The sequence below is a fragment of the Paenibacillus sp. W2I17 genome (assembly GCF_030815985.1).
Lineage (GTDB): Bacteria > Bacillota > Bacilli > Paenibacillales > Paenibacillaceae > Paenibacillus.
Genome location: NZ_JAUSXM010000001.1, coordinates 4,999,122 through 5,022,936, shown reverse-complemented (window position 1 = coordinate 5,022,936; position 23,815 = coordinate 4,999,122). Strand labels below are relative to the sequence as shown.

At 47.3% G+C, this 23,815-nt stretch carries 21 protein-coding genes; 8 read left to right on the top strand and 13 right to left on the bottom strand.

Translation table 11 applies throughout. The annotated features are described in order from the left end of the window. Positions 1 to 25: 25 nt before the first annotated feature. Entirely contained in the window at positions 26 to 922 is an 897-nt protein-coding gene (locus QF041_RS22540; protein WP_307415748.1) for a diacylglycerol/lipid kinase family protein, read from the bottom strand. 317 nt (positions 923 to 1,239) lie between these two features. Between QF041_RS22540 and QF041_RS22535 the strand changes: the two genes are divergently transcribed. Continuing rightward, on the top strand, positions 1,240 to 1,833 hold the full coding sequence (locus QF041_RS22535; RefSeq protein ID WP_307415747.1) for a hypothetical protein: 594 nt from the start codon (positions 1,240 to 1,242) through the stop codon (positions 1,831 to 1,833). A gap of 660 nt (positions 1,834 to 2,493) precedes the next feature. Here the strand turns inward: QF041_RS22535 and QF041_RS22530 are convergent. The 4 genes from QF041_RS22530 to uxaC all read right to left on the bottom strand — a co-directional run bounded on the left by QF041_RS22530 (position 2,494) and on the right by uxaC (position 8,477). After that, complete coding sequence (locus QF041_RS22530; protein WP_307415746.1) at positions 2,494 to 4,371, bottom strand: ABC transporter ATP-binding protein; 1,878 nt, start codon at positions 4,369 to 4,371, stop codon at positions 2,494 to 2,496. Then, positions 4,368 to 6,095 carry an ABC transporter ATP-binding protein gene (locus QF041_RS22525; RefSeq protein WP_307415745.1) on the bottom strand — a complete coding sequence of 576 codons (1,728 nt, stop codon included), beginning with the start codon at positions 6,093 to 6,095 and terminating at the stop codon, positions 4,368 to 4,370. Before QF041_RS22525 ends, QF041_RS22530 begins: the two co-directional genes overlap by 4 nt. After that, positions 6,092 to 6,634, bottom strand: coding sequence for a MarR family winged helix-turn-helix transcriptional regulator (locus tag QF041_RS22520; protein ID WP_074092645.1), 543 nt, complete (start codon positions 6,632 to 6,634; stop codon positions 6,092 to 6,094). The genes QF041_RS22525 and QF041_RS22520 overlap by 4 nt, the downstream gene beginning before the upstream one ends. 400 nt (positions 6,635 to 7,034) lie before the next feature. Continuing rightward, positions 7,035 to 8,477 carry a glucuronate isomerase gene (gene uxaC / locus QF041_RS22515; protein WP_307415744.1) on the bottom strand — a complete coding sequence of 481 codons (1,443 nt, stop codon included), beginning with the start codon at positions 8,475 to 8,477 and terminating at the stop codon, positions 7,035 to 7,037. A gap of 203 nt (positions 8,478 to 8,680) precedes the next feature. Here uxaC and QF041_RS22510 point away from each other — a divergent pair, with 203 nt between their 5' ends. Together QF041_RS22510 and QF041_RS22505 are read left to right on the top strand one after the other, a co-directional pair. Continuing rightward, complete coding sequence (locus QF041_RS22510; protein ID WP_307415743.1) at positions 8,681 to 9,424, top strand: MBL fold metallo-hydrolase; 744 nt, start codon at positions 8,681 to 8,683, stop codon at positions 9,422 to 9,424. A gap of 65 nt (positions 9,425 to 9,489) precedes the next feature. After that, positions 9,490 to 9,768, top strand: coding sequence for a hypothetical protein (locus tag QF041_RS22505; protein WP_036612914.1), 279 nt, complete (start codon positions 9,490 to 9,492; stop codon positions 9,766 to 9,768). Between the two features lie 79 nt (positions 9,769 to 9,847). Here QF041_RS22505 and QF041_RS22500 read toward each other — a convergent pair whose 3' ends face one another. The 3 genes from QF041_RS22500 to QF041_RS22490 all read right to left on the bottom strand — a co-directional run bounded on the left by QF041_RS22500 (position 9,848) and on the right by QF041_RS22490 (position 15,019). After that, positions 9,848 to 10,480, bottom strand: coding sequence for a hypothetical protein (locus QF041_RS22500; RefSeq protein ID WP_307415742.1), 633 nt, complete (start codon positions 10,478 to 10,480; stop codon positions 9,848 to 9,850). A gap of 540 nt (positions 10,481 to 11,020) precedes the next feature. Further along, the gene (locus QF041_RS22495; protein ID WP_307415741.1) at positions 11,021 to 12,502 is read right to left on the bottom strand and encodes an alpha-amylase; all 1,482 of its coding nucleotides are present in this window, start codon (positions 12,500 to 12,502) and stop codon (positions 11,021 to 11,023) included. A 204-nt stretch (positions 12,503 to 12,706) separates the two neighbouring features. Further along, positions 12,707 to 15,019, bottom strand: coding sequence for an ATP-dependent DNA helicase (locus QF041_RS22490; RefSeq protein ID WP_307415740.1), 2,313 nt, complete (start codon positions 15,017 to 15,019; stop codon positions 12,707 to 12,709). A gap of 136 nt (positions 15,020 to 15,155) precedes the next feature. Here QF041_RS22490 and QF041_RS22485 point away from each other — a divergent pair, with 136 nt between their 5' ends. Both QF041_RS22485 and QF041_RS22480 read left to right on the top strand, forming a co-directional pair. Then, a complete protein-coding gene (locus QF041_RS22485) occupies positions 15,156 to 15,653 on the top strand; it encodes an antibiotic biosynthesis monooxygenase family protein (protein WP_036612926.1) in 498 nt (165 codons plus the stop codon). A 172-nt stretch (positions 15,654 to 15,825) separates the two neighbouring features. Next, positions 15,826 to 17,808: an LTA synthase family protein gene (locus QF041_RS22480; RefSeq protein ID WP_307415739.1), complete on the top strand. Its 1,983-nt coding sequence runs from the start codon at positions 15,826 to 15,828 to the stop codon at positions 17,806 to 17,808. A gap of 94 nt (positions 17,809 to 17,902) precedes the next feature. On the opposite strand, the gene QF041_RS22475 is transcribed toward QF041_RS22480, so the two are convergent. The 5 genes from QF041_RS22475 to cidR form a co-directional block, all read right to left on the bottom strand. Then, positions 17,903 to 18,463: a hypothetical protein gene (locus QF041_RS22475; protein WP_307415738.1), complete on the bottom strand. Its 561-nt coding sequence runs from the start codon at positions 18,461 to 18,463 to the stop codon at positions 17,903 to 17,905. A gap of 153 nt (positions 18,464 to 18,616) precedes the next feature. After that, entirely contained in the window at positions 18,617 to 19,288 is a 672-nt protein-coding gene (locus QF041_RS22470) for a GNAT family N-acetyltransferase (RefSeq protein ID WP_307415737.1), read from the bottom strand. A 46-nt stretch (positions 19,289 to 19,334) separates the two neighbouring features. Continuing rightward, positions 19,335 to 20,009 carry a GNAT family N-acetyltransferase gene (locus QF041_RS22465; protein ID WP_307415736.1) on the bottom strand — a complete coding sequence of 225 codons (675 nt, stop codon included), beginning with the start codon at positions 20,007 to 20,009 and terminating at the stop codon, positions 19,335 to 19,337. A gap of 73 nt (positions 20,010 to 20,082) precedes the next feature. Beyond that, a complete protein-coding gene (locus tag QF041_RS22460) occupies positions 20,083 to 20,940 on the bottom strand; it encodes a carbon-nitrogen hydrolase family protein (RefSeq protein WP_307415734.1) in 858 nt (285 codons plus the stop codon). Between the two features lie 112 nt (positions 20,941 to 21,052). Beyond that, positions 21,053 to 21,937 carry a cidABC operon transcriptional activator CidR gene (gene cidR, locus QF041_RS22455; RefSeq protein ID WP_047840818.1) on the bottom strand — a complete coding sequence of 295 codons (885 nt, stop codon included), beginning with the start codon at positions 21,935 to 21,937 and terminating at the stop codon, positions 21,053 to 21,055. Positions 21,938 to 22,100: 163 nt separating this feature from the next. On the opposite strand from cidR, the gene QF041_RS22450 reads away from it, so the two are divergent. The 3 genes from QF041_RS22450 to QF041_RS22440 all read left to right on the top strand — a co-directional run bounded on the left by QF041_RS22450 (position 22,101) and on the right by QF041_RS22440 (position 23,774). Further along, complete coding sequence (locus QF041_RS22450) at positions 22,101 to 22,472, top strand: CidA/LrgA family protein (protein WP_017691758.1); 372 nt, start codon at positions 22,101 to 22,103, stop codon at positions 22,470 to 22,472. After that, the gene (locus QF041_RS22445; protein ID WP_047840819.1) at positions 22,469 to 23,149 is read left to right on the top strand and encodes an LrgB family protein; all 681 of its coding nucleotides are present in this window, start codon (positions 22,469 to 22,471) and stop codon (positions 23,147 to 23,149) included. The genes QF041_RS22450 and QF041_RS22445 overlap by 4 nt, the downstream gene beginning before the upstream one ends. Positions 23,150 to 23,255: 106 nt before the next feature. Further along, complete coding sequence (locus QF041_RS22440; protein WP_047840820.1) at positions 23,256 to 23,774, top strand: AbrB/MazE/SpoVT family DNA-binding domain-containing protein; 519 nt, start codon at positions 23,256 to 23,258, stop codon at positions 23,772 to 23,774. Positions 23,775 to 23,815: the final 41 nt, after the last annotated feature.

Here is a 23,815-nt window from a genome sequence, read left to right as displayed (position 1 = left end):
AAATCAAACTAAAAAACCGGGGGATCTAATAACCCTCCCCGGTTAGAAACTTCAGATGACCCGTCAGCACCGAAAGCTCGGCGGGTGTTTTCATATACAATTCGCCGTCCGTGTCAGCTGACATCGGAGCATCGTTCTTCACTTTTAACGTAGATGCCTTGAAGTATGAAATGCTCTCACTCTGAGGTTGCCAATCGCCCTCCGGCTTGTGTGACAGAATCTCTCGCAGCAGCGGAATGCCTGTCTCATGAATAATGAGCACGTCCAGTTCGCCATCCTGCAACGCATCCGGTGCAAAGGGCAGGGCATTCGTTCCCAGAAAACGGCCATTGGCTGCGTAGATCATCACCGCTTCGCCTTCCATCTCTTTCCCATCCGCCTCCAGTTGGTATCGAAACGGCTCTGTATGACTAATTGTCTGTAAGGTGCTGATAAAATAACTGAGCTTACCCAGCGCGCCTTTCAGATTCTCGTTGATATTCTGCGAAGCATCACTGATCAAGCCAATACCGAAAAAGTTCGTGAACACCCGATCATTAGCCCGTCCAACATCAATGGATGCCACCCGACCTGCCAGCATTTCTTGTGCCGCAGTCTCTGCATCCGGTGAAATCCCGAGCGAACGCGCAAAGTCATTACATGTGCCTCCAGGCAATATACCAATCAACGGAGGATGGTGCAGATCGGCCAGTCCATTCACGCATTCATGCACCGTGCCATCCCCACCCAGGATAAACACCACATCGAATTGTTCCCCGCGCTCACGACACAGCTTCTCTCCCTCACCCGGTTCATCTGTGCGTACAATGACGAGTTCATGAACAGCAGGAGCCAGCACACCAGCCACAAGACCCACTGTATTCTCACGATTGGCCTTGCCCGAATGATGATGATGAATTAACAACGCTTTGTTAAACTCCATCCCTCTTCCTCCATTCCAATGCTTGTTACCCTTTACCCACAAAGGTTGAAGCTGTAAACAAGCCCTTCGTTAAGCACTCATCATGATTCCAAATAGGTTTCCCAATCAGGTATGCATCCTAATCCTCATTCATTCGTAATAACTAGATGGCCCGTTTATCTTATAAAACCATTTCCTTGTTTAACCAGATGTATGCATGAGAAAAAGGGTTTCTCCGCACTTTAATGTCATAAGGCTGTAAATTTTGCTGGTGAGAACCCATTCAAATCGAGTCAAAACGGTTATATCTATACCATATACGAATGGAGGGATTCCCTATGATTCCGGCAACGTTGGAACAATTGGAGCAAGTTCGCAAGGAATGCCGTACCATGGTTCGCAAAAGAGCTACCGCTTCCGCCGGTACAACACTCGTTCCGCTGCCCGGTACAGATGTACTGGCTGATGTGGGGATGCTGATGCAGTTGTTGCCTGCCATTAACAATAAATTCGGATTATCACAAAAACAGCTGGACGGCATGGACCCCGAGACCAAGTCCATGATCTATGGATTCGTCATGTCCATTGGAAGCAAAGTCATCGGTCGTATGATCACCAAGGAATTGGTGGTACAGGTTCTGAAAAGAGTCGGCGTACGCGTAGCCACCAAATCCGTCGCCAAATTTGTTCCCTTTGCAGGACAGGGATTGGCTGCCGCACTCAGCTTCACAGCCATGCGCTATGTGGGTAACAAACATGTCGATGACTGCTATGAAGTCGTCAAACGTATGATTGAGCAGCGCGAATTAATCCCGGGTGAACCCGCTCCGTCTGCGCTGGAGGAAGCTAACAGCGACGACGTGAAGGCAGAAGTAAAGTCGGTCTCTAGCAATGACATTGATGAACCTGCGAACGATTCTAAGGAACAGTAAAATGCGGGTCATGCCCTGTTCAAACAGAGGCTTACAAAGTATCTCATGACCAAGCTGGATGTCCCACTCGGTGAGCTTATGCTCGTATGCTTGTATCTAGATTGATGTACAACGAATTCAAAATATAAACAAACGGGACAAAGCAGTGTAGTTACACCGCTTAGTCCCGTTTTTACTTTTGTACGTATGGCATATGTAAGACAATTATGACTAAGGTTTACTAGAATATTTTAACGAACTCAGCACACTCTAATAGGCCCAATTCCACAATTCCGGCATTCTAACGAATCGTAGACACTTTATTTCCTCATTCTGCGGTTTCTTTTACCGCTTTGTGCTGCTTAACCGAGAAATAACATGTCTCAAGTTCGTTAGAATTGGGAGTGCTTGATAATCCTCCATACAAGGTGTCTACGATTCGTTAGCATGGACGAAAGTTGAAGACTCCCCTGGTCTGTCTCCACCTCACGCAAACAACTGAAAGGCTGACGAGCACCTTAACCCAGTTACCATGCAACGTTCCATCACATCTTATAGATCCATCGTATCCAAACGAATCCAATCAGTTTCACATTGGAATCGACTCCTCTGGATACACGACAAATAGCCGGGAGCATCCCTAGGGGTACTCCTGGCTATTCTTGTTAGTTACATCTGTAATCAGATCGCCTGCGGTTGCTGCTCCGCAAACTGACTATTGTAGAGATCCGCGTAGAAGCCCTGACTTGCCATCAATTCATCATGATTACCCTGTTCAATCACGTTACCATGATCCATAACCAGGATCAGATCGGCGCCGCGAATGGTAGATAAACGGTGTGCAATGACAAAGCTTGTGCGATCTTTCATAAGATCATTCATTGCTTTCTGGATAAATACTTCAGTCCGTGTATCCACGCTACTCGTCGCTTCATCCAGAATGAGGATGGCCGGGTTCGCCAGAATCGCTCGTGCAATGGTCAGCAACTGTTTCTGCCCTTGAGAGATGTTCGACGCCTCTTCATTCAGCACCGTATCATAACCATCAGGCAGTGTACGGATAAAGTGATCCGCATGTGCCGCAACGGCTGCCTTGATTACATCCTCTTCCGTAGAACCTTCTCGACCATAGGCGATGTTGTCCCGAATCGTTCCGTTGAACAACCAGGTATCCTGAAGCACCATGCCGAACAGACTGCGCAGCTTGCCACGCTCCATGTCCTTAATGTCGGCACCGTCAATCGTAATCCGACCATCCTGAATTTCGTAGAAACGCATTAACAGGTTGATCAGGGTTGTTTTACCGGCTCCCGTTGGTCCAACAATGGCTACCGTCTGTCCCGGTTTTACATCAATATTCATGTTATGAATGAGCAGTTCATTTTCTTTATATCCAAAATTAACACCTTGGAATGCAACCGCACCTTTAGGCTGCTGTAATTGCACGGGTTGTTTGGACTCCGGAACTTCTTCCTCTTCATCCAGCAACTCAAATACCCGTTCTGCCGAAGCAATCGTTGATTGAATGATATTGGAGATATTTGCAATCTGGTTAATCGGTTGTGTGAATTGACGGGAGTACTGTGTGAAGGCCAGAATATCCCCGATAGAGATAGATCCGCGTGTAACAAAAATCCCACCAACCACACAGATCAGCACATAACCCAAGTTACCAACGAAACTCATGAGCGGCATAATAATACCAGAGATAAACTGGGCTTTCCAGCCAGATTCATACAGTTCTTCATTGACCTTCTCAAATTGCTGTACGGATTGTTCTTCACGTCCAAAGGCTTTGACAACCTTGTGTCCCGTGTACATCTCTTCAACATGACCATTCAGTTCCCCAAGGGATTTCTGTTGACCCGCAAAGTGTTTTTGCGAACGGGATGCGACCAGCATGACAACAACCACACTGAGTGGCAGCGTCAAAATCGTGATCAGCGTCATCCATGGACTAATCGTCAACATCATGATAATTACGCCGACAATTGTGACGATGGAAGTAATGAACTGTGCCAAACTTTGCTGAAGTGTGTTACTGATATTGTCCACGTCATTCGTTGCACGGCTAAGTGTCTCCCCAGTTGTGCGGGAGTCAAAATATTTCAAAGGAAGACGTCCAACCTTCGCACTGATCTGCTCACGCATGTCATATACAACACGCTGGGCCACACCGGCCATCAGGTATTGCTGAACATACATAAATGCAGCACTGAACAGATAGAGTCCGCCCAGCAGGTATAATACTTTCATCAATGCAGGAAAATCAATCCCCGCTCCCTGTACACCCTGAAGGATGGCAATGGCGCCTTTACTGAGAATATCCGTTCCTTCGGCCATGATTTTTGGACTGATGATGCTGAATACGGTACTCAAAATGGCTGCAACCAGCACACCTAACAGACGAGAACTATGGGGCTGGAGATAACGAATCAAGCGACGCAGTGTGCCTTTAAAATCTTTTGCTTTCTCAGCGGGAGGTCGCATGCCCATTCCGGGACCTGGACCCGGCCCACCATGGGGACGAGGCGACTTACGTTCTGTACGTTCACTCATGCGATCTCCTCCTCTGTCAGCTGGGAGGATACAATCTCCCGATACACTTCATTGTGCTCCAGCAGCTCTTTATGTGTTCCTGAACCGACAATTCGGCCCTCATCCATAACCAGAATGCGATCGGCATCCATTACTGTACTTACGCGTTGCGCAACAATCAGCACAGCCGCTTCTGTCGTTTCGGACTTCAGTGCAGCACGAAGTTTAGCATCCGTTTTGAAATCGAGAGCAGAGAAACTGTCATCAAAGATATAAACTTCCGGCCGGCGAACAAGTGCGCGAGCGATGGACAGACGTTGCTTTTGTCCACCAGATACGTTGTTACCACCTTGAGCGATAAGGCTGTCATATCCCTCTTTCATCTCGGTAATGAAGTTCTCCGCCTGAGCCGTGCGGGCCGCATGAACAACTTCATCCATTGTGGCATCGTCTTTCCCGTGACGGATATTCTCCGTAATCGTACCCGTAAAGAGGACTGCCTTTTGTGGTACAAAGCCAATTTTGGCACGCAGATCTTCCTGCCGAATTTCACGCACATCCGTACCATTTACCCGGACACTGCCTTCGGTCACATCATAAAATCGTGGAATAAGACTCAGCAATGTCGATTTCCCGGAACCCGTACCGCCGATAATGGCTGTCGTCTCACCTGAGCGAGCTGTGAAGGAGATATCGGACAAAGCTGGATTCTCTGCGCCCGGATAACGGAAAGTTACATTATCAAACTCAATCATACCCTGCATGGATTTCATACCACGAGGCAGCTCGGGATTGCTAAGATCCGGCTGCATATCAAGCACTTCGTTGATCCGTTCTGCCGATGCTGAAGCTCTAGGAATCATGACAAAGATCATCGAAACCATAATCAGTGAGAACATGATCTGCATTGCATATTGGATGAAGGCAATCAACGCACCGATGTTCATATTGCCGCTGTCGATCCGCATTCCACCAAAATAAAGGATGGCAATCATCGAAAAGTTCATAACCAGCATCATCACAGGCATGATGGTCGCCATGAGCACATTAACTTTGATCGATGAATCTCTCAGTTCTGTATTGGCCCCGTTAAAGCGCACTTTCTCATGCTCCCCACGGTTAAAGGAACGAACAACCCGAATCCCTGTTAACTGCTCACGCAGCACCAGATTGAGTCGGTCCAGCTTTTTCTGAATGGTTTTGAACAAAGGTAAACCCTTGGCACCAATCAGCGCAATAGCTCCACCCAGTACCGGAAGCACGACCAGGAAAATCGTAGATAATTTGGCGTCCTGAGATACCGCCATGAAGATACCCCCGATACACATGAGCGGAGCCATAATCATCATGCGCAGCATCATCGTAAGTACATTCTGTACCTGTGTGATGTCATTCGTCGTACGCGTAATCAGTGAAGCAGTACCCATCTTATCGAACTCCTGGAGAGAAAAGTTCTCCACATGGCGAAATACTCTGCTCCGCAGTTGTTTGGCAAATCCACCCGCTGTTCGAGATGAGAGATAACTTGCAATCACCGAACACGCTGTTCCGCCAATCGCAATGACCAACATCCATCCACCAATCTGCCAGATATACGGGATATCCCCTTTAATGATGCCGTCATTCACAATATCTGCCATTAACGTAGGCAGGTACAATTCAGCAAGCGACTGAAACAGTACCAAAACCAGAATGAAAATAATCGGAATTCGGTATGGCTTCAGCATGCGAAACAGTTTCATCATGGCGTATCATCTCCTCTTGTCGAATCATCCTTTTGCAAGGAAGTTAATGTATCAAAAAAGGTGTATACCTTTGTCAACAACTCAGCCAGCTGAGTACTGTCTTGTTCACCCAAATGCTCAACTAACTTATTGAATATTTCCATGCGCTCTTGGTGAGCAGCCCGAATAATTTCACGACCTGCTTCAGTAATCGTGATGCGGACAGCACGGCGATCTTCCGGGTCCATCGTCCGTTTGACCAGCCCCTCATCTTCAAGGCCACGAATAACAGGTGTAATGGTCGGTGACTTCACTCGTAGCAATGCGCTGATTTCCGAGACTTTCATCCCGGGATGATTGGATTCGATCGTGTCATTGAAATCAGGCGGATTGTCCTGCCAGTTCAATTGTTCTCCCGGATGCATCCCGTGGAGTAAACAACCCAGCACCATAATTTCATTGTGATTGCGCCCATGAGGTTTATGCTGCCTCCATTTGCCTTTATTAAACTGCATAATGGAGTACAAAAGCTTCTGAGCGACCGGATCTATGCCAGTCATAATGGGTCCCTCCTTCTTTCTTTATCAATCCATAGACATCCAACATCATAGGACATCTATTAAATAGCAGTACAATTAAATAGATGCACAATTAATTAGGTGTACTAAGTATATTATCGTAAGAAACGAATGTCAAACATCTAAAAATAACCAATATAAACCCATAACCAAAAGCCTATACGCGCTTGATTAGGGTTTTGTCATTTGGCATTCATTGGAGCCCGCTATACTTATTATGTGCCATTCCATAAATTCAACTTACAAAGAAGCTCCCATTCCTTACTCCGGTGGATGATGACCCGTGGGTAAGAAATGGGAGCATTTTATTACGATTGAAAATTAGAAACTAGAGAATCTCCTAAGTTGCATAACTTGCATGATTAAATGCGTTTGTTACTCATTAAGACTGTGAAGCAGAGACTGTTTTAGGCACTGAGGCAAACGGGAAATATTCTTTTGCATTGTTGTAGGCAATGCCCTGTACGATCTGACCAAGCAGCTCCAGATCCTGCGGTGCCTCCCCTTGTTCGGCCCATTCACCGATGAGGTTGCAGACCAGACGACGGAAATACTCATGCCGGGTGTAGGACAGGAAGCTGCGTGAATCGGTCAGCATGCCGACAAAACGGCTGAGCAAACCAACATTCGCCAGTGCCTTCATCTGAGCAAGCATGCCGTCCTTCGTATCATTGAACCACCATGCTGCGCCAAGCTGGATTTTGCCTGGAATACCTCCGCCTTGGAAGCTGCCGATGATCGCCGCGAGCACCTCGTTGTCCCTTGGATTCAGAGAATACAGAATCGTTTTGGGCAGTGCTTGTTGCTGCTCCAACGCGTCGAGCAATCCAATCATCGCTGCGGAAAGCGGCGTATCATTCACGGCATCGTAACCAGTATCCGGCCCAAGCTTGGCAAACATCCGTGTGTTGTTGTTACGGGCTGCATTAATGTGGAACTGCATCACCCAGCCCCGATCTGCATACAGTTTGCCAAGGAACGTCAGCGTTACCGTCTTGTACTTGTCCTCTTCCTCACGAGTTACCTTCTGACCCGCAAGTACCTTTGCAAAGATGGCAGCTGCTTCTTCGCGTGTAGCCACGCCGTAAGGAACATAATCAAGTGCATGGTCAGAGACTCTGCCGCCGACGGAATGGAAAAATTCCACACGTGACTCCAGCGCAGCAAGGAAGGATTCATAATCTGAAATGGCAGTGCCAGATGCCTGCGACAGCTTGCCCACCCATTCCACGAAGGTATCCCGGTTCAATTCCAAACCTTTATCCGGGCGGAAAGAAGGTAATACCGCCGTATCAAAACCTTCGATTTCCTGAATTTTCAGATGATACTCCAGAGAATCCGTTGGATCATCGGTTGTGCACACAACAGTGACATTGGATTTGGTAATCAGATCACGTGCACCGAATCCGTCACTGTTCAGTTTGGCATTTACTTTGTCCCAGATGGCCGGTGCGCTTGTCTCATTCAATACTTCGTAGACGCCGAAATATCGCTGTAATTCCAGATGAGACCAGGCATACAGCGGATTACCAATCATCATAGGGACCGTTTTGGCATAAGCCAGGAAACGATCGTAATCGGTCACTCCTTCGCCGCCGGTCACATATTGCTCTTCAATTCCGTTTGCGCGCATGAGCCGCCACTTATAGTGATCACCGTATAACCAAGCCTCTGTAAGATTGCCAAAGGTTTTGTTCTCGTAGATCTCCTGAGGACTGAGGTGGCAATGATAATCAATAATCGGCATGTCTTTGGCATAATCCTCATATAACTTGATCGCCGTTTCATTGTGCAGTAAAAATTGTTCATCCAGAAAAGATTTCATTCGCCTCGCACGCTCCCTTTAGGTGAGTTTACGTTCATATGGGTTCACTTCCCATCTTTACGCTACACTGTTTATCATCAAAGTTCAATATAAAATGATAGCGTTATCAAAAAAGGTTGATTTAGGCATATATTCGGGAACAAGGTATACTGGATTTAACGCAAGGATGCTGATCTGAAGATCACACAAGGAGATGAAATGAATTGAAAATCACTTTTCTCGGCACAGGAGATATGTTCAGCATGGAGCAGCACCACAATAGTATGTTGGCCGAATTTGGAGGAACGCATCTGGTCATTGATTTCCCAGAATCAAATGCTAAAGCACTCAAGGAATATGGATTCGCCATGACCGATATCCACAATGTGTTCATTACCCATTTGCATGAAGATCATATTAATGGTGTACAGATGCTGGGTTATTACGCACAGATCGTAGGCGACCGCAAACCCCGTCTGTTCATCCACGAACAATTGGTAGAGCCACTCTGGAACATTCTATCCCCCGGCATGCGCTACACAACGGATGGTGAACGTACCATGAGCGATTACTACGATGTCGTCCCCCTGCCAGATGGAGGCACATTCGAACTGGGCGGCGTGACGTTTGAGACGTTTCGGACGCAGCATGTTCCCGGTATGGTCAGCAATGGGCTACTCGCCAAGCCTTACTTCTTTTACAGTGCAGACAGTACACTCGATCAGGAACGGGTGGAGCAGGTTGCCGCTGATGTGCAGCTGATTTTCCATGAATGTCATATGCACGATCTGGTGATCAAATCCCATACCTCATTGAAGGATCTGGAGCAGTTACCCGCGGAAGTGAGACAGAAAACCGTACTGATGCATTATCATGATGAGTACGCGGATGCGGACAAACGGGAACAGTTCAACCGCGCGCATGATCTACGGATGGTTGGTACGTTGGAATCATTTGAACTGGAGTAGGTAAACGGAGAGAGGGCATCGGATATTATAGTATTTGGACCTATATTCTAATGGAGGTCATTGCTATGGAATATCGAATTGAACAAGGTTACTTTCTGATATATTCTCCTGCAAGAAGCACCAGTAGTGGAGACATCATGGTGGTTAAATTACTGGAAAGACCCTTTAAGGATAGAATTGAATTCCTTATTAACAGCAAAAACTATGAGTGTACTACACACCATGAATACTTAAACTTTGAGCCAACTTCTCATCATAAACCTGAGAAGCCTGGAGCATTTTCAATGGAACGAAGTGAGTTCAATCGAATGTGGGATACGATGAATCAATATTTTGAAAAGTAATAACCTTACTATCTCAAATAGATGAACCGGCAACGTCTACTCAAATTCCTCTGATGGAACTGGTGGGCGTTGCTTTTTCCTATTTTTCTTTCTCCCATGACTTCATATACTTAATCGTTCTCGGAGAGGGCTCGGCATGGATATAAAAATAATCTTCCGTTCGCTGATTATTTGGGCCATAGGAAATTTTGATATACATATCTGCATAACGCTGGAGGATATTGCTGTCGATCTCCGCCTTGGGCTTCAAGACATAACTTCTGCTCAGACTCAATCCAAGCGGTTCCTTGTCAGACTCTAAACTAATCTCGTGTGTATTGCTCACATTGGAATGAAATAACTCTCCGGCATCTATTCGATTTATCATGTTGGGATCGAGGGTGAAGGACTGAATGACATTAACCATGGGCACCCGAGCCTCATTCACCAAAATCTCATAAGAAATTCGGTGAACTCCGGATTCATGACTCACATCCACCGTTGCAGTCAAATTATAATCATCTGGCGAGTTCGTCTGAAAAGACTCATGGTTCTTCGTAACCCGCTCATTTAAATCTCTTCGCTCCGAATTCAACGTATACTCATCGCTCCGCTTCGGTTCACCCGCTGGCCCCTGGTTTGGTACCAAACTGCAAGCCCCCATACACACGGCTATTACAAATAGATACATGACTAACGGGAAGAAACGGTTCATCTCTCTTTTGGGAGTCATGTCATCCCTCCTCTTCTCCAATCCTCTGTAAAGAATATCGCTTATTACGTTCTCTCATTTTGTTTTCTAACACTCCATATTTGGATTATTGTACCATGTATTAAGATGTGGAACCGAACTGTTTCTTTCTCATTTCATGTTTTCACTTGCAGCAGTGATTCGTTTGCCTATGGCGGCGACACTTAACCCACGTTAGCTAGCAATCTGAGAGGCCTTATTCGGCTGAAATCCGAGTTTTCAATATTCTAACGAATCTTAGACGCGTTAATCTGGTGATCTTGCTCCTATTGGCGCTAAATCAATCGTTTTTGAGAGTAATAAGGTTACTGAGATTCGTTAGAATTCCAATAACGCTAATTCAGTGCAAATAAGGCGTGCTGAGTTCGTTAGGATGGAGTTTTAGTTGCACCAAGAAAAATGCAAAAAAACCACCTGAACACAGGCATGCATGCTCTCCTGTTCAGATGGTTTAACGATCTATTCATATACTGTTGTCATATTAATCGGTGTACCTTTTCTTATCCTGCCTGGCACATGCCGTTACTCAGCGTCAGCGCAGTCCTCATTCTGTTCAGGAAGGGCCCATACCGAGACGCCTCCACCGCACACATGGAAGGTGGCCCAGCCGTCTTTCTCAATAGTAATCTGATCCTCACAGCTGTTCGTCAGATCCACCCAGACTTCACCAGCACGATGCTCTCCGATGAACATTCTCTTCTCACCGTCATCCCCGTTGGAGATGACTACTGCACAACCGGAACCTTCGATTTCCTCAACGCCACGACGTACCCAGCCAATCGTATTGGCGTGATCGAAGTAGTCTTCCTGCTCTCCATATGCCTTGTTGCAACGGGCAGACAGCAGAATGTCCAAAATCTCTTTTTTGCCATCCACAGGTTCAGGTCCACCAATACCATAATAATCCCCGTAAAATACAACCGGATAACCATCGCGACGTAATAGCGTCAACGCATAAGCGCTCGGCTTAAACCAATCACCAATCCATGATTCCAACGCTTCATGAGGTTGGGAGTCATGGTTATCTACGAAGGTTACCGCATGGGTAGGATGTGTCTGCACCAAGGTATCATCAAAAATTTTGGAGAGATCAAAGTCTCTACCTGCAAGCGAAGCCTCATGCAGCTTGTAGTGAAGAGACACATCAAACAGGTCGATCTGATAGTCTACCGTATCAAGAAATTCACGACATGCATCCAGGTTCGAATTCCAGAACTCGCCTACGATGTAGAAATCCTGACCGCGTTTGCGGATCATCTCTGCTGCGAATTCCTTGATGAATTCGTGGTTGATATGTTTAATTGCATCCAGCCGGAACCCACCACACTGAAGGGTATCGATCAGCCATTTCCCCCAATCAATCATCTCGCGCCTTACATCCGGGTGGTTATAATCTATATTGGCGAACATCAGATAGTCATAGTTGCCAAACTCATCATCGACATTCTCATTCCATTTTTTATTCTCTCCTGCGATGCGGAATACACCTGTTCGTTCTTCCCTGGCATCAAAGTCCGTGCCATTGAAGTGTTCAGAGTTCCATTTAAAAGAGGAGTATTGATCCCCGCGACCCGGGAATGTGAATTTGGTCCATCCCTCAATCTCAAACGGCTCAGAAATTTCCTTCGTTCGATCATTCGGATCAACCTCAATCACTTTAAAAACTTCCGTCTCATCTGCCCCAGCCTTGTGATTCATGACCAGATCCACATAGACGGCGATTCCGTTCTTCTGACACTCGGCAATGGCCTCTATCAGTTCCTGCTTGGTGCCATATTTGGTACGCACGGTACCCTTTTGGTCAAATTCACCCAAATCATACAGATCATATACACCATAACCTGTATCCTCAGCTGATACGGCTTTGGTCACAGGAGGCACCCATACCGTATCAATGCCTTTGGCTTTCAATTCCGGGGCCATTTCAGCCAGTCGCTTCCAATGATCTCCGTCTGCAGCCAGGTGCCATTCAAAAAACTGCATCATGGTATGATTTCTCTTCATTACAAACCGACCTCCTTGATTGCTTTCGAAGCGGACCGCGGAACGGATAGGGTATTCGCCGTTGTTCGTTCGTTGCTAACCAAGTTATAACCCTTTCACCCTACCCTTCAATCATATAAAGGAAAGAAATCTGAGAAAAATGTTAAACTTCTTGGTTCAGCATTTGCCTGATTCCATTGAAATTGCTGTGGAGATGCATCATATTCAAATTCGTTTATAATCCTGCCACTCCTCGGGCAGCAGGGAACGATATGGTTCCTGCGTGAACCGATCGTCGACCAGCACCAACACGCCCCTGTCTTCCTCCGTCCGAATCAGCCGTCCACCCGCCTGCAGCACCTTATTCATACCTGGAAAAATATAGGCATAATTGAATCCGTTGCGTCCTGTCCGATCATAGTAATCACGTAATACGTTGTTCTCCAGACCAATCTGCGGCAGCCCCGCACCTACCACAACAACGCCATTCAAGCGGTCTCCCGGCAGATCGACACCCTCCGAGAATACGCCACCCATTACGGCAAATACCAATCTTGTTCGTTCAGGATTGGGTTGGAAACCATCCAAAAACTGCTCCCGTTCCAGTTCGTTCATGCCTTGCTTTTGTATGACCGTATCCGCTTCACTTGGAAGCTGTGCATAGGTTTCGTATATCTCGCGCATATAAGGGTAGGAAGGGAAGAAGACCATCAGATTGCTGCGCGGCCATTCACTTACCAGCTGTTGCAGCATCTCCGCAATGGGTCGCCGGGACTGTTCCCTGTCCTTATAACGCACGGATAAGGGCAGGAGTCTCACATCCAATTGTTCGCGCTGAAATGGTGATGGAATCTGCAATGTATAATCCTCTTCCTCTGCACCCAGCATATCCCGATAATAGCGAAGAGGTGACAAGGTAGCCGAAAAATGAATGAGGGAGCGGAATCCTTTGGCCGTCTGACGAAGCAGTACCGAAGGGTCGAGACAAAATAACTTCACTCTCACTTCACTTCGAACACACTCTGCATACGTAATAAAACGTTCATCATACAGCTTGGCAATACGCAGGAAATTCTGTGCCGTGAAGTAAGCATCCAACAGCAGCTGATCCGTCTCGGCATTCCCCGAGCCACCTTCAACAAGGCATTGCTCCGCGACCATGACAAAAGGCTCCAGCCGTTCAATCAGTTCCTCCGGTGCTTCCTGCTGGATGATCTTCCCTTCTTCTCCACCGTTTTTCCGAAGGGTAATCAGATACTTATCAATGGCCCCGGTGTAGTCAACAATAGCTTTGGCAGCAGGCACACTGCTGTCCAGCGACTGGAACTCTCTTTTCACATCCAGGAACACAGCCTTCTCCAGCTCAGCGGAAAACATCATTCGGCCACGATCGACCAAATTATGAGCCTCGTCCACCAGTAACACCGTCTTGCGTTTCTGCTCCTCCAACATTCTTTTCAGAGAGATCCGTGGATCGAAAATATAGTTATAATCGCAGATCACCGCATCGGCTGCATACGCCGCATCCAGGGAAAACTCAAACGGACACACCCGATGTTTGCGCGCATACTGCTCGATGACCGGACGTGTCATCAACGTCTCATGTTCCAGCATGTCCAGCACGGCCCCGTTAATACGGTCATAATATCCTTCACACATGCCGCACTGCCCCGTATCACAAGCTTCCTCTTCCTTAAAACATATCTTGTCCTTTGCGGTCAGACTGATCACATGCATCTTCAATCCTTCCGATTGCATCCGGGCAAAAGCCTCTTCTGCCGCCACCCGTGTCGTCGTCCTCGCGGTCAGATAGAACAATCGGCTGGCTTCGCCTTCGCCAATCGCTTTGACCGTGGGGAACAGTACGGACATCGTTTTACCAATGCCTGTTGGTGCTTTGGCCATCAATCCTTGACCCTCACGGATTGTCTTGTATACGGCTCCTGCCAGCTTCCGCTGTCCCTCCCTGTATTTGCGAAAAGGAAACGGCAGCTCTTTCACACTGATATCTCGCTTTTCTTCATACGCAGCGATCATCTCTGCATATGGCGCATAACCGGCAATCACTTCTGCCGCAAACTGCTCCAGTTCCTGTCTCTCTGCCATTCGGCGAAACCGTCTTTCTTCATGGGTCACCGAATGCACATACGTCAACTGCACTTGCATACGTGGTTCATCTTGCTGAACGGCGTACATGTAGGCATACATCATGGCCTGCGCCCAATGCACGGGAAGCCCCTCACCCAGATCATCCAGATTGCCCGCAGTTGATTTGATCTCATCCACCGTCAACTGACCCTCCAACCGGATCAGGCCATCACATCGTCCCTCCACCACATAGGTCAGATCCCCATGTTGAATCTCAGCTTCGAGCACAATCTCTTTCAGATCCTCTTCGGTGTACTCCTTCTGTACCCGCTGGTGAATTCGAGTTCCCTCCTGCATCGAGGCATTGGTCCGGAACCCTGGACGTATGCTGCCACTGCGGTACACATACTCCACCAAAGGTCTAACCGATATCCGAATTGTTGTTGTCATACGATCACCCGTTCTGTTTGTAGTGATTATACTTTATCATGAAAAGACGTACTCAAACCAGTTGATCCGCCGATTGGACTCGCACATTCCCATATGCTATGTTGAGGTATATAAGTTAAATAAGGAGGCAGCTTCTATGTATATCTATTTGGTTCCTTCACCGATTCCGGATGCACTTGCTGCATACCCGCATCTGACTTTGCGAAGCGAAGAGCACGTGCGTCTGGCTATTGAATCCGCAGAACGCCTGATGAATATCGAGTCTGATGATAAAGTAGCCGCATATGAAGCTTTTGATGCCGCAGGCTCCTGGACTGGCGGTGGTTACGCTGTTCTCAACAATATCCCTGTCACAGAGGATGGTCGTAACGATTTCGAAGAACGGTTTAAGAACCGTGCCCGCAAGGTAGAAGACGAGCCTGGCTTTGTCGGTATTCGTGTGCTTCGTCCTCTGAAGGATGACACGTATGTCGTACTTACACTCTGGCAGTCGGAAGAACATTTCAAAGGCTGGCAGGAATCCCAAGCTTATAGTCACGCTCACCGTAACCGCAGTACAAGCGAAGGGCTGACTGCACAGAAGCCCACCATGTTCCCCAGACCTTCTTACGTCACAACGTACACTATAGAATAACAAAATTGGGTCGCATCTGGCTTTTATCGCAGTAGCCCATGTTTTTTCAAACCTCTTCCTGCATGGAAGAGGTTTTTTTGCCGTCAATTGTAGAAGGCTCTCATTTTTGACACAGCCATGCAGAGATAGGATAATACTTGTTAAATGAAACTTCGGAAGGGAAGGCGGTACCTTGTCACGCAGTTCACTCACCCGATTTCTAAGCGGACCGTTTATATTCTTTACCATTATTATGATGATCAAAAGTTCACTGGCCTGGATCGTTATCTTCGATGACATCCCTGTCTGGAAACCACTGCTGACCGAATTGCCGCTCATCTGGATCGGCTTCTGTCTAATTGAGTGGTTTGCTGCCAAGCGGCGAATGTGGATATACCTTGCCATGAATTTGCTGCTCTCAGGGATTTTCTTTGCAGCCATCATGTACTACAAATACTATGGCGTAATCGTTAACTATCACGCGTTGGCACAGGTGAATCAGGTGACCTCGGTCAAGAGCAGCATGTTCTCTTTGCTTGACCCCTATTATTTGTTTATTTTTGCAGACGTTCTGATCATTGGGGGGATACTCATTCGTCGCAGGATCAAGCTCGGGAGTACAGAACGCCCGAACCGCATTCCGCTTGAACGACGTGCCAGAAGACGGGTTGCTTCGGTCATACTGACCCTGTCCATGATCCTGTGCATGCTCAACATCTATCCCAATCGGGCCAGCATGAGTGAGCTTACACAAGCAGAACAGATGGGCATCCTTGGTTACGAGGCGTATACCATCCTGGATCGACCTGATAAACTTGTACCCATTGCTCACATTGATCAGACTGACATCGACCAACTGAAGCAAACGACCGAACTTCCTGCGATTGTGGAGCAGGGTGCCGCGAGCGGACGCAATGTGATTATGCTCCAGTTGGAATCGTTTCAGAACTTTCTGATTGGATTAGAGGTAGATGGACAAGAGATTACGCCTAATCTGAATCAATTGGCTAGACAGAGCCTGTATTTTCCGAACTTCTATCAGCAAGTGGGACAGGGAAATACATCGGATGCAGAATTTGTTGTGAATACATCGTTTTACACCCCACCGAACGGGGCAGCAACAACCGTATATGCGGATAAAGCTCTGCCGAGTCTACCCAAGTTGATGTCAGCAAACGGATATCAGACAGCCACATTCCATACAAATGATGTTCGTTTCTGGAATCGGGATCAGTTATACAAGGCACTTGGATTTGACCAGTATTATGATATTAATTATTTCGGCACACAGGACTCTATCGCCTTTTCGGCCTCGGATGAAGTACTGTATTCCAAAACACTGGATAAGCTGGAATCCATGCATTCTTCGGGCAAGCCCTTATATGCCCATATCATCTCCATGTCAGCCCACCACCCGTACACTTTGCCTAAAAACAAGGTGAAGCTGACGCTGCCAGAGCGTTACAAGGATACGTTGCCCGGTGATTATCTGATATCACAGCATTATGCGGATGAGGCAGTTGGACAGTTGATTGCTGGATTGAAAGAACGGGGATTATGGGAAAATAGCTTGTTCGTCTTGTACGGGGATCACCTGGGGCTTCCCATCTACTCACTGGATCGGGATGACATAGTCCTTATGAAAGAGTTGTATGGTCGGGAATACACATCAGCAGATATGATTAATATCCCTCTCATTATCTCGGCCCCGGGCATTACCCCGGGTGTACAACTGGAACAGATCGGAGGCCAGGTGGACATTCTGCCAACGATTGCCGGACTCACCGGAGTATCGCTGAAGGACCAATTACACTTCGGACAGGATTTGTTACACGAAGGTGGAAATCTCCTACCCGAACGTTATTACCTTCCTTCTGGGTCGGTGCTAAACGATGCTTCTCTCTTCATTCCGGCGAAAGGATACGGGGATGGGACGCATTATTCCCTAGCTGATGCGGGCAGACAAGATGCCGAGCAACAGCAGATGAATGTTCCTTCAGAAGAGATGCCGAAGAATTCAGGAGAAGAGGAATCTCCAACTATCGCCACACCCAATAACAGTGGGCAGTCTTCTTCACGGTTTATAACGAAGGAACAATATGATCGGGCATTGGATCTTGCACACTTGTCCAACAGTTATTTAAGCCAGTTACCGGACCGAAAGGACGTTAAATAATTGAATCTTTTCACTCGAACGCATCCATGCGGCGACCTTCCTCTTTAACATAGAGAGAACGGTCGCTATTTATTTTCAGAACCAGACTAGGGGCCTATCCATTCGTGAGCAGACCATCAAAGAGCCAGTTGCCTTCCTCAGAACGAATGAAATAGAAATCCAATGCACCGTTTCCATCAGACCATACTGTAGCCATATGTAAAATGACACGATCTGAATCCAGAGGATTAAATCCACGGTACTCCAAATTATTCAGGCTAACGTTATGCAGAAAAGGGACTTCGTAATCCCCCTGTTCCAGTTTAGAAATAATGATATTATTCTGCTGCGATATTTCTATATTCGGAGAAGACACCGATTCAAGATATGTATAGTTATTGGATTGCATCGCCGCCATCAGTTTAAACGTTATGTTCAGCGTTTCTCTTAAAATTTCTACTTCTTCCTGCTCTTTTGCGTCTTTTGCATCTTTTTCCTTCTGGTTGTTCCGTACCTGTTCCTTCAGCAGTTCATTTTCCTTCCGAATTTGTTCGGTATCTATGGCATCCTTGCGTTCCCTCTCTTGTACATCTGGTAGTGAAGCATCGTCACTTGAACTGCAGGCTGTTAAAAATAAAGCGAGCATCCATATCAACAAGATTCTGCTTTTTCTCATCTAATCCTCTCCTTAATAAAAATGAATACAAACACATATCTTCCATATTTATGGTAACATATCCCATATAAAAGAAAAGAGTATCTTGTTCATTCTGAAAAATAACAAAAATGACCCGAACCCTGTTAGTCCGGGCTCGGGTCGTTCATATGTTTACAACGGCAGTAGCGCAACCGACTTGCGAGCAGTCAATTGTTCTACCATGGCAAGCCATTCTTGTGGTTTATTCGGTAGAACCGTATAATATCGATTCAGGAAATCAGCCACTAGGCTTGCTGGTAGTTCACCAAGCGACTCATCGCCTGGCATGAAGCACAGATCCAATCCGCCAACCGCTTCGCCGTCACCTTGCCAGGATGGATGAACATACGGGAAGTCCAGACGCTGGTACCCCAGATGGGACAATACTTCACGACGTACATACGGGTCCATCGGCTTGATGCCGCCAAACTCGTGATCCTGACTCAGATAAGGATTATAGATTTCGGCAAACATACCGAACAATTCTTTCCCGTTTGCCGCAGCCAGCTTCTGCAGATCACGCTTGCGGTGATTCGCCAGGAAACTGCCGATCCCCAGACCTTCACGCCCAATAATCGTAAAGTCGGTCATGGCCACGTTCCAATCCTCGTAATAACGGTACTCCGTCGCTCCAACAACCTGTCCCTCATGCACAGCCACGAACACCCGAATACCCGGATCTTCCAACGGCTCTTCCCACAGGGGGAAGTCCAGCACTTCTTCCCGCGGGAAAATCTCCTGCATCAACTTGTGCATTTGGGCAAACAATGGATCTTTAATAGATGTAATACGCGTGAATTCCATGGATTAATGCCTCCTCGATCGATGATGTATTTCATTTGATATTTTTTTATTTGAACGGATTCCGCCACTCCATCAGGGCAGCATAGTTGCAGGATTCCTCATCGTCCAGATAGTCTGCGGTCACACCAACAGGCATGCGGCCACAGCGAAGCAGGAACGATATCACCGGGTCACGCCTCTCTCCCGCTGCTACCTGATCCAGATATTCCTCCGCAGATAGTTGGTCTGCAACCAGATGATAACCGGGCATTCTGCCAGCACCTAGTAACCGATCCATCCCCTGAGCGATGACAAGGTGGTACATCGCCTGCATCATAAGCTGAGCCAGTCCCCATTTGCGATACTTTGGACGAACACAGAGATCGACAATATACAGCGTGTTGCCATCCGGCTGGTGGTTACGAATATAGCCGTCATCCGTTACTTGGGCCCAGGTATGACTTGCTGGATGTTCGGGGTCCCACTGCATCCGCAGTGAGGTCATTGAGCCAGCCAATTCTCCATCCACTTCAATACAGATGGCACCCTCCGGGTAATGCTGTACATGACTGGTGAGCTGCTCGTGACTCCAGAGCAGCTCTTCCGGATAAGGTGGAGGGAAACTCTCCGCCTGAATACGAATGAGTTCCTCAAAGTCGGCTGCGACATAATTGCGGACGACAGCCTTTACCCATTTGCCACTTCGCTCCGGGTCGGTGATCAGCATTTCTTTGGTATACATGTTGCCGGTTCACCCCTTTCCACTGACAAATGAACTCAAAACTCTGTTTTGCTTCGGTTTTAAACGTAGTTGCCTACTCCCAATCGGTATACAGATCAGTACGGCGGTCACGCCAGGTCGTTACCGATCCACGTTCACGTACCTCATACAGCAAGTCCAGATCCAGATCGGCGGTCACGATCATATCGTTGTTAATCTCACCCTCGGCCAGAATGCCACGTGGCGGGAACGGGATATCATTCGGCGTAATAATTGCAGCCTGTCCGTAGTTGGCACGCATGAAATCAAAGGTCGGCAGGTTACCCACTGTTCCGGTTAACACAACATACACCTGATTCTCTACCGCACGGGCATGACTCGTATAACGCACACGGTAGAATCCATGACGATCGTCCGTGCAGGAAGGACAGAAAATTACGTCTGCGCCTTTGGCTTTGGCCATCCGTACAATTTCCGGGAATTCAATATCGTAACAGGTCAGCATGGCAATGCGGCCTTTATCGGTGTCGAACACCTCAAGTCCCTCTCCGGGAGCCATGTTCCATTCCTGGACTTCGGTTGGTGTAATGTGAATCTTGTCCTGGCGAGCGATGCGACCATCTGGGTAGAACATGTGGGCTGTATTATACAACTTCCCTTCACGGCGAATGACGTGGGTTCCCCCGATGACGTGCATGCCGTACTTGGCAGCGAGTGAAGTGAACAGTTGTTCATATTGTTCCGTAAAGTTTGGCAAATCCTCAATTGTCAGAGCATTGCCTTGTTTGTCCCCAATGGACATTAATTGCGTTGTGAAAAATTCCGGGAACAGCACAAATTCGGTTCCATATTCGCTCGCTGTCCGTATGTAATGCTCAGCCTGAGCGGCGAACTGCTCAAACGAGCTGATTGTGTGCAATTGGTATTGTACAGCGGATACCCGCAGTTTCATGTTCGTACACCTCCATCATGATTATGCTTCCATTGTAACAACGATCCGGGGTCAACAAAAGAGTATTTACACGGAGCATTACAATGTCAGAACGACCTTCCGATCGCTTCCCTTACTCACCCAGCATTGACTGTGTGAATCCGATCCACTCTCTCGTGGCAAAAGACAGATAGCGGTCCTTCCGCCAGATCATGCCGAGCTGCCATGGAATCACCGGTTCCACCACGGGTATAATGCGTACACGCATATGGTCCACCTCACGACAGATCGTCTCCGGTAGTAAGGCCACCCCCAGATTGGCGGCAACCATCGCGCTGAGCAGATCCCACTGAGAGCTCTCATATACCACCCGGGGCTGGAAGCCAGCATGCTGACAGGCCACAATAATCCGGTCATGCAGCGCAAAATCCTCCCGAAACAGCACAAAGGCGTCGTTTTCCAGTTCATGCAGCGCAACTGACTCTTTCCCCGCAAGTGGATGTGAAGGGTGTACAAGCAGGTTCAGCTTCTCTTTCACAAACACAAAATGATCCAACAGCTCATCCACGGTTGGCAGTACGGCAACGCCAATATCCAGTGCACCACTGATCACATCGGCCTCCACTTTTTTGGCTCCATCCTCAAACAGCTGAATGGTCACCTGCGGGTAGGCTTTGTGAAATTCACCAATGATCATGGGGAAAAAGCTTGATCCTACCATTGGCGGCAAGCCGATCCGCAGATGGCCTTTCTTCAAGTTCATCAGATCGTCCAATTCGGACGACAGACTGCGGAATGATTTTTCAATCTCCAGTGCCTGCCGAAAAAACACATGACCTGCATCGGTTAATTCCACTTTTTTGCCATAACGGTCCAACAACGTGATACCCAATTCCTCTTCAAGACTCTTGACCGTCTTGCTGATCGTAGGCTGGGTGATATACAGTACTTCGGCGGCTTTTGTGAAGCTCTGCTGCCGGGCAACTTCCAGAAAATATTGCAAATGGCGGATATCCATCGGTTGATCCCCACCTCTCATAGATAAATGGAATAGTAAACATTCTTAATATGCATTTTACTCATGAAAGAATGCCATGTAAAATTTGTGATATCAAGCAACGTTTCCATTCATTTTCATAATAACTCAAACGATTACGTTGATTATATAAGGAGGGATTGAAGTGAAAAAATGGGGCCTTGGTATTGCACAGGTTGCGCTCTTAATGGTTTTTTCACTGCTCATGGACCTGTTGGCCCGTACTCTCCATCTTCCTGTACCGGGTTCCATACTCGGTATGGTTGTGTTATTCATTCTGCTTCAGACTCGTGTCGTGAAGCTGCGCTGGATTGAAGTTGGAGCTGCCTGGTTGCTCGGTGAACTATTGTTATTTTTTATCCCGTCAGCCGTTGGCATTATGAACTATATGCCCATGCTGGAGCATGACGGATTGCAGATTTTATTCATCGTACTACTTAGTACTTTCCTGGTCATGTCCTGCACAGGCCTGGTGGCTACACGAATCGCCAAACGAAAGGAGCGTCACACCGGATGATTGGATTTCTCTGCCTGCTGTTAACCGTCGGTATCTATGGGGTCGCCAAACGAATGTATCGTAATCTGCCAAAAGTATATCTGTCTCCACTGCTCATTACGCCGCTGCTTGTTGTTGGCATATTGCTTGCAACAGGAACGGATTATGCCACTTATAGCAGTGGCGGCAAATGGCTGAGTTTGCTTCTTCAACCGGCCACCGTGGCTTTTGCTGTACCGCTCTATACCTTTTTCCATGTACTCAAAAAACATATTTCCGAGATTGTCTTCAGTGTCATGACCGGCTCGGTCGTTGCAGTACTCTCTTCTGCCCTGCTCGCCAAATGGTTGCGCCTGGATTCCGGTCTCATTCATAGTCTGATCCCAAGATCCATTACAACACCCATTGCCATGAACGTATCCGCCACAATCGGTGGCATACCCGCAGTGACAGCTGTTTTTGTTATTATGACCGGTTTGCTAGGGGTGATTATGGGACCTTCGATTGTCAAAATGCTGCGCATCGATGGGGAGATTGCACGAGGCACCCTGTTTGGAACCGGTGCCCATGGCACAGGGACATCCAAGGCGTTTGAACTGAGTTCCCTGACCGGTACCATCTCCAGCATCTCCATGGTGCTCGCTGCATTGTTCACTTTAGCGGTTGCACCCGTCCTTTCCAAACTTATTTTTCCATAATAGATGGCATTATCCCACTTTTTTGAAATATTATTGTTGTATTAAAGCCCTTTCTTCCTTACAATAAGGACAGGTTTTTAATTGTGAATATTGCGGGGGAGATGCGATGAAAAGAACCGGAATGAAGAGATCTCTGGACCGTCTTGGACGAATTGTCCTTCCCAAAGAAATGCGGGATACGATGGAAATCCATATCGGCGATCCGCTTGAGTTTTTCATTGAAGGGAAAGAGTTGATTTTAAGAAAGTACAAATCAACATTATGTATTTTTTGCGGTGATGTAGATACGGAAATGTATTTCAAAGAACAATTCATCTGCCGGACTTGTGCAATTCAATTAAAACACCCGGATGACTCTCCCGACTGGTTCGTACCTCAGAACAAACAGGCTCCTGCACCCGTGGAGCGTCCTGCTTCCAAATCCGCCCCAGTCTCATCTCCCGCTAGGGAAGAAGGGACCACAGCTGACAACCAAGAATACCCGGATCTGCGGCCGAAGACGGCACGCATGCTGCAACAGATGAAAGAAATTGTTGAACAGAATCCCGGTTTGGCTCAACAGCAAATTGCGGAAAAGCTTGGCATCAGCCAAGGACGCGTCTCTCAATTAAAAAAGTTACTATAATCAAAATGGCATTTGATCATTTATAGTCAGAAGACCTTCCG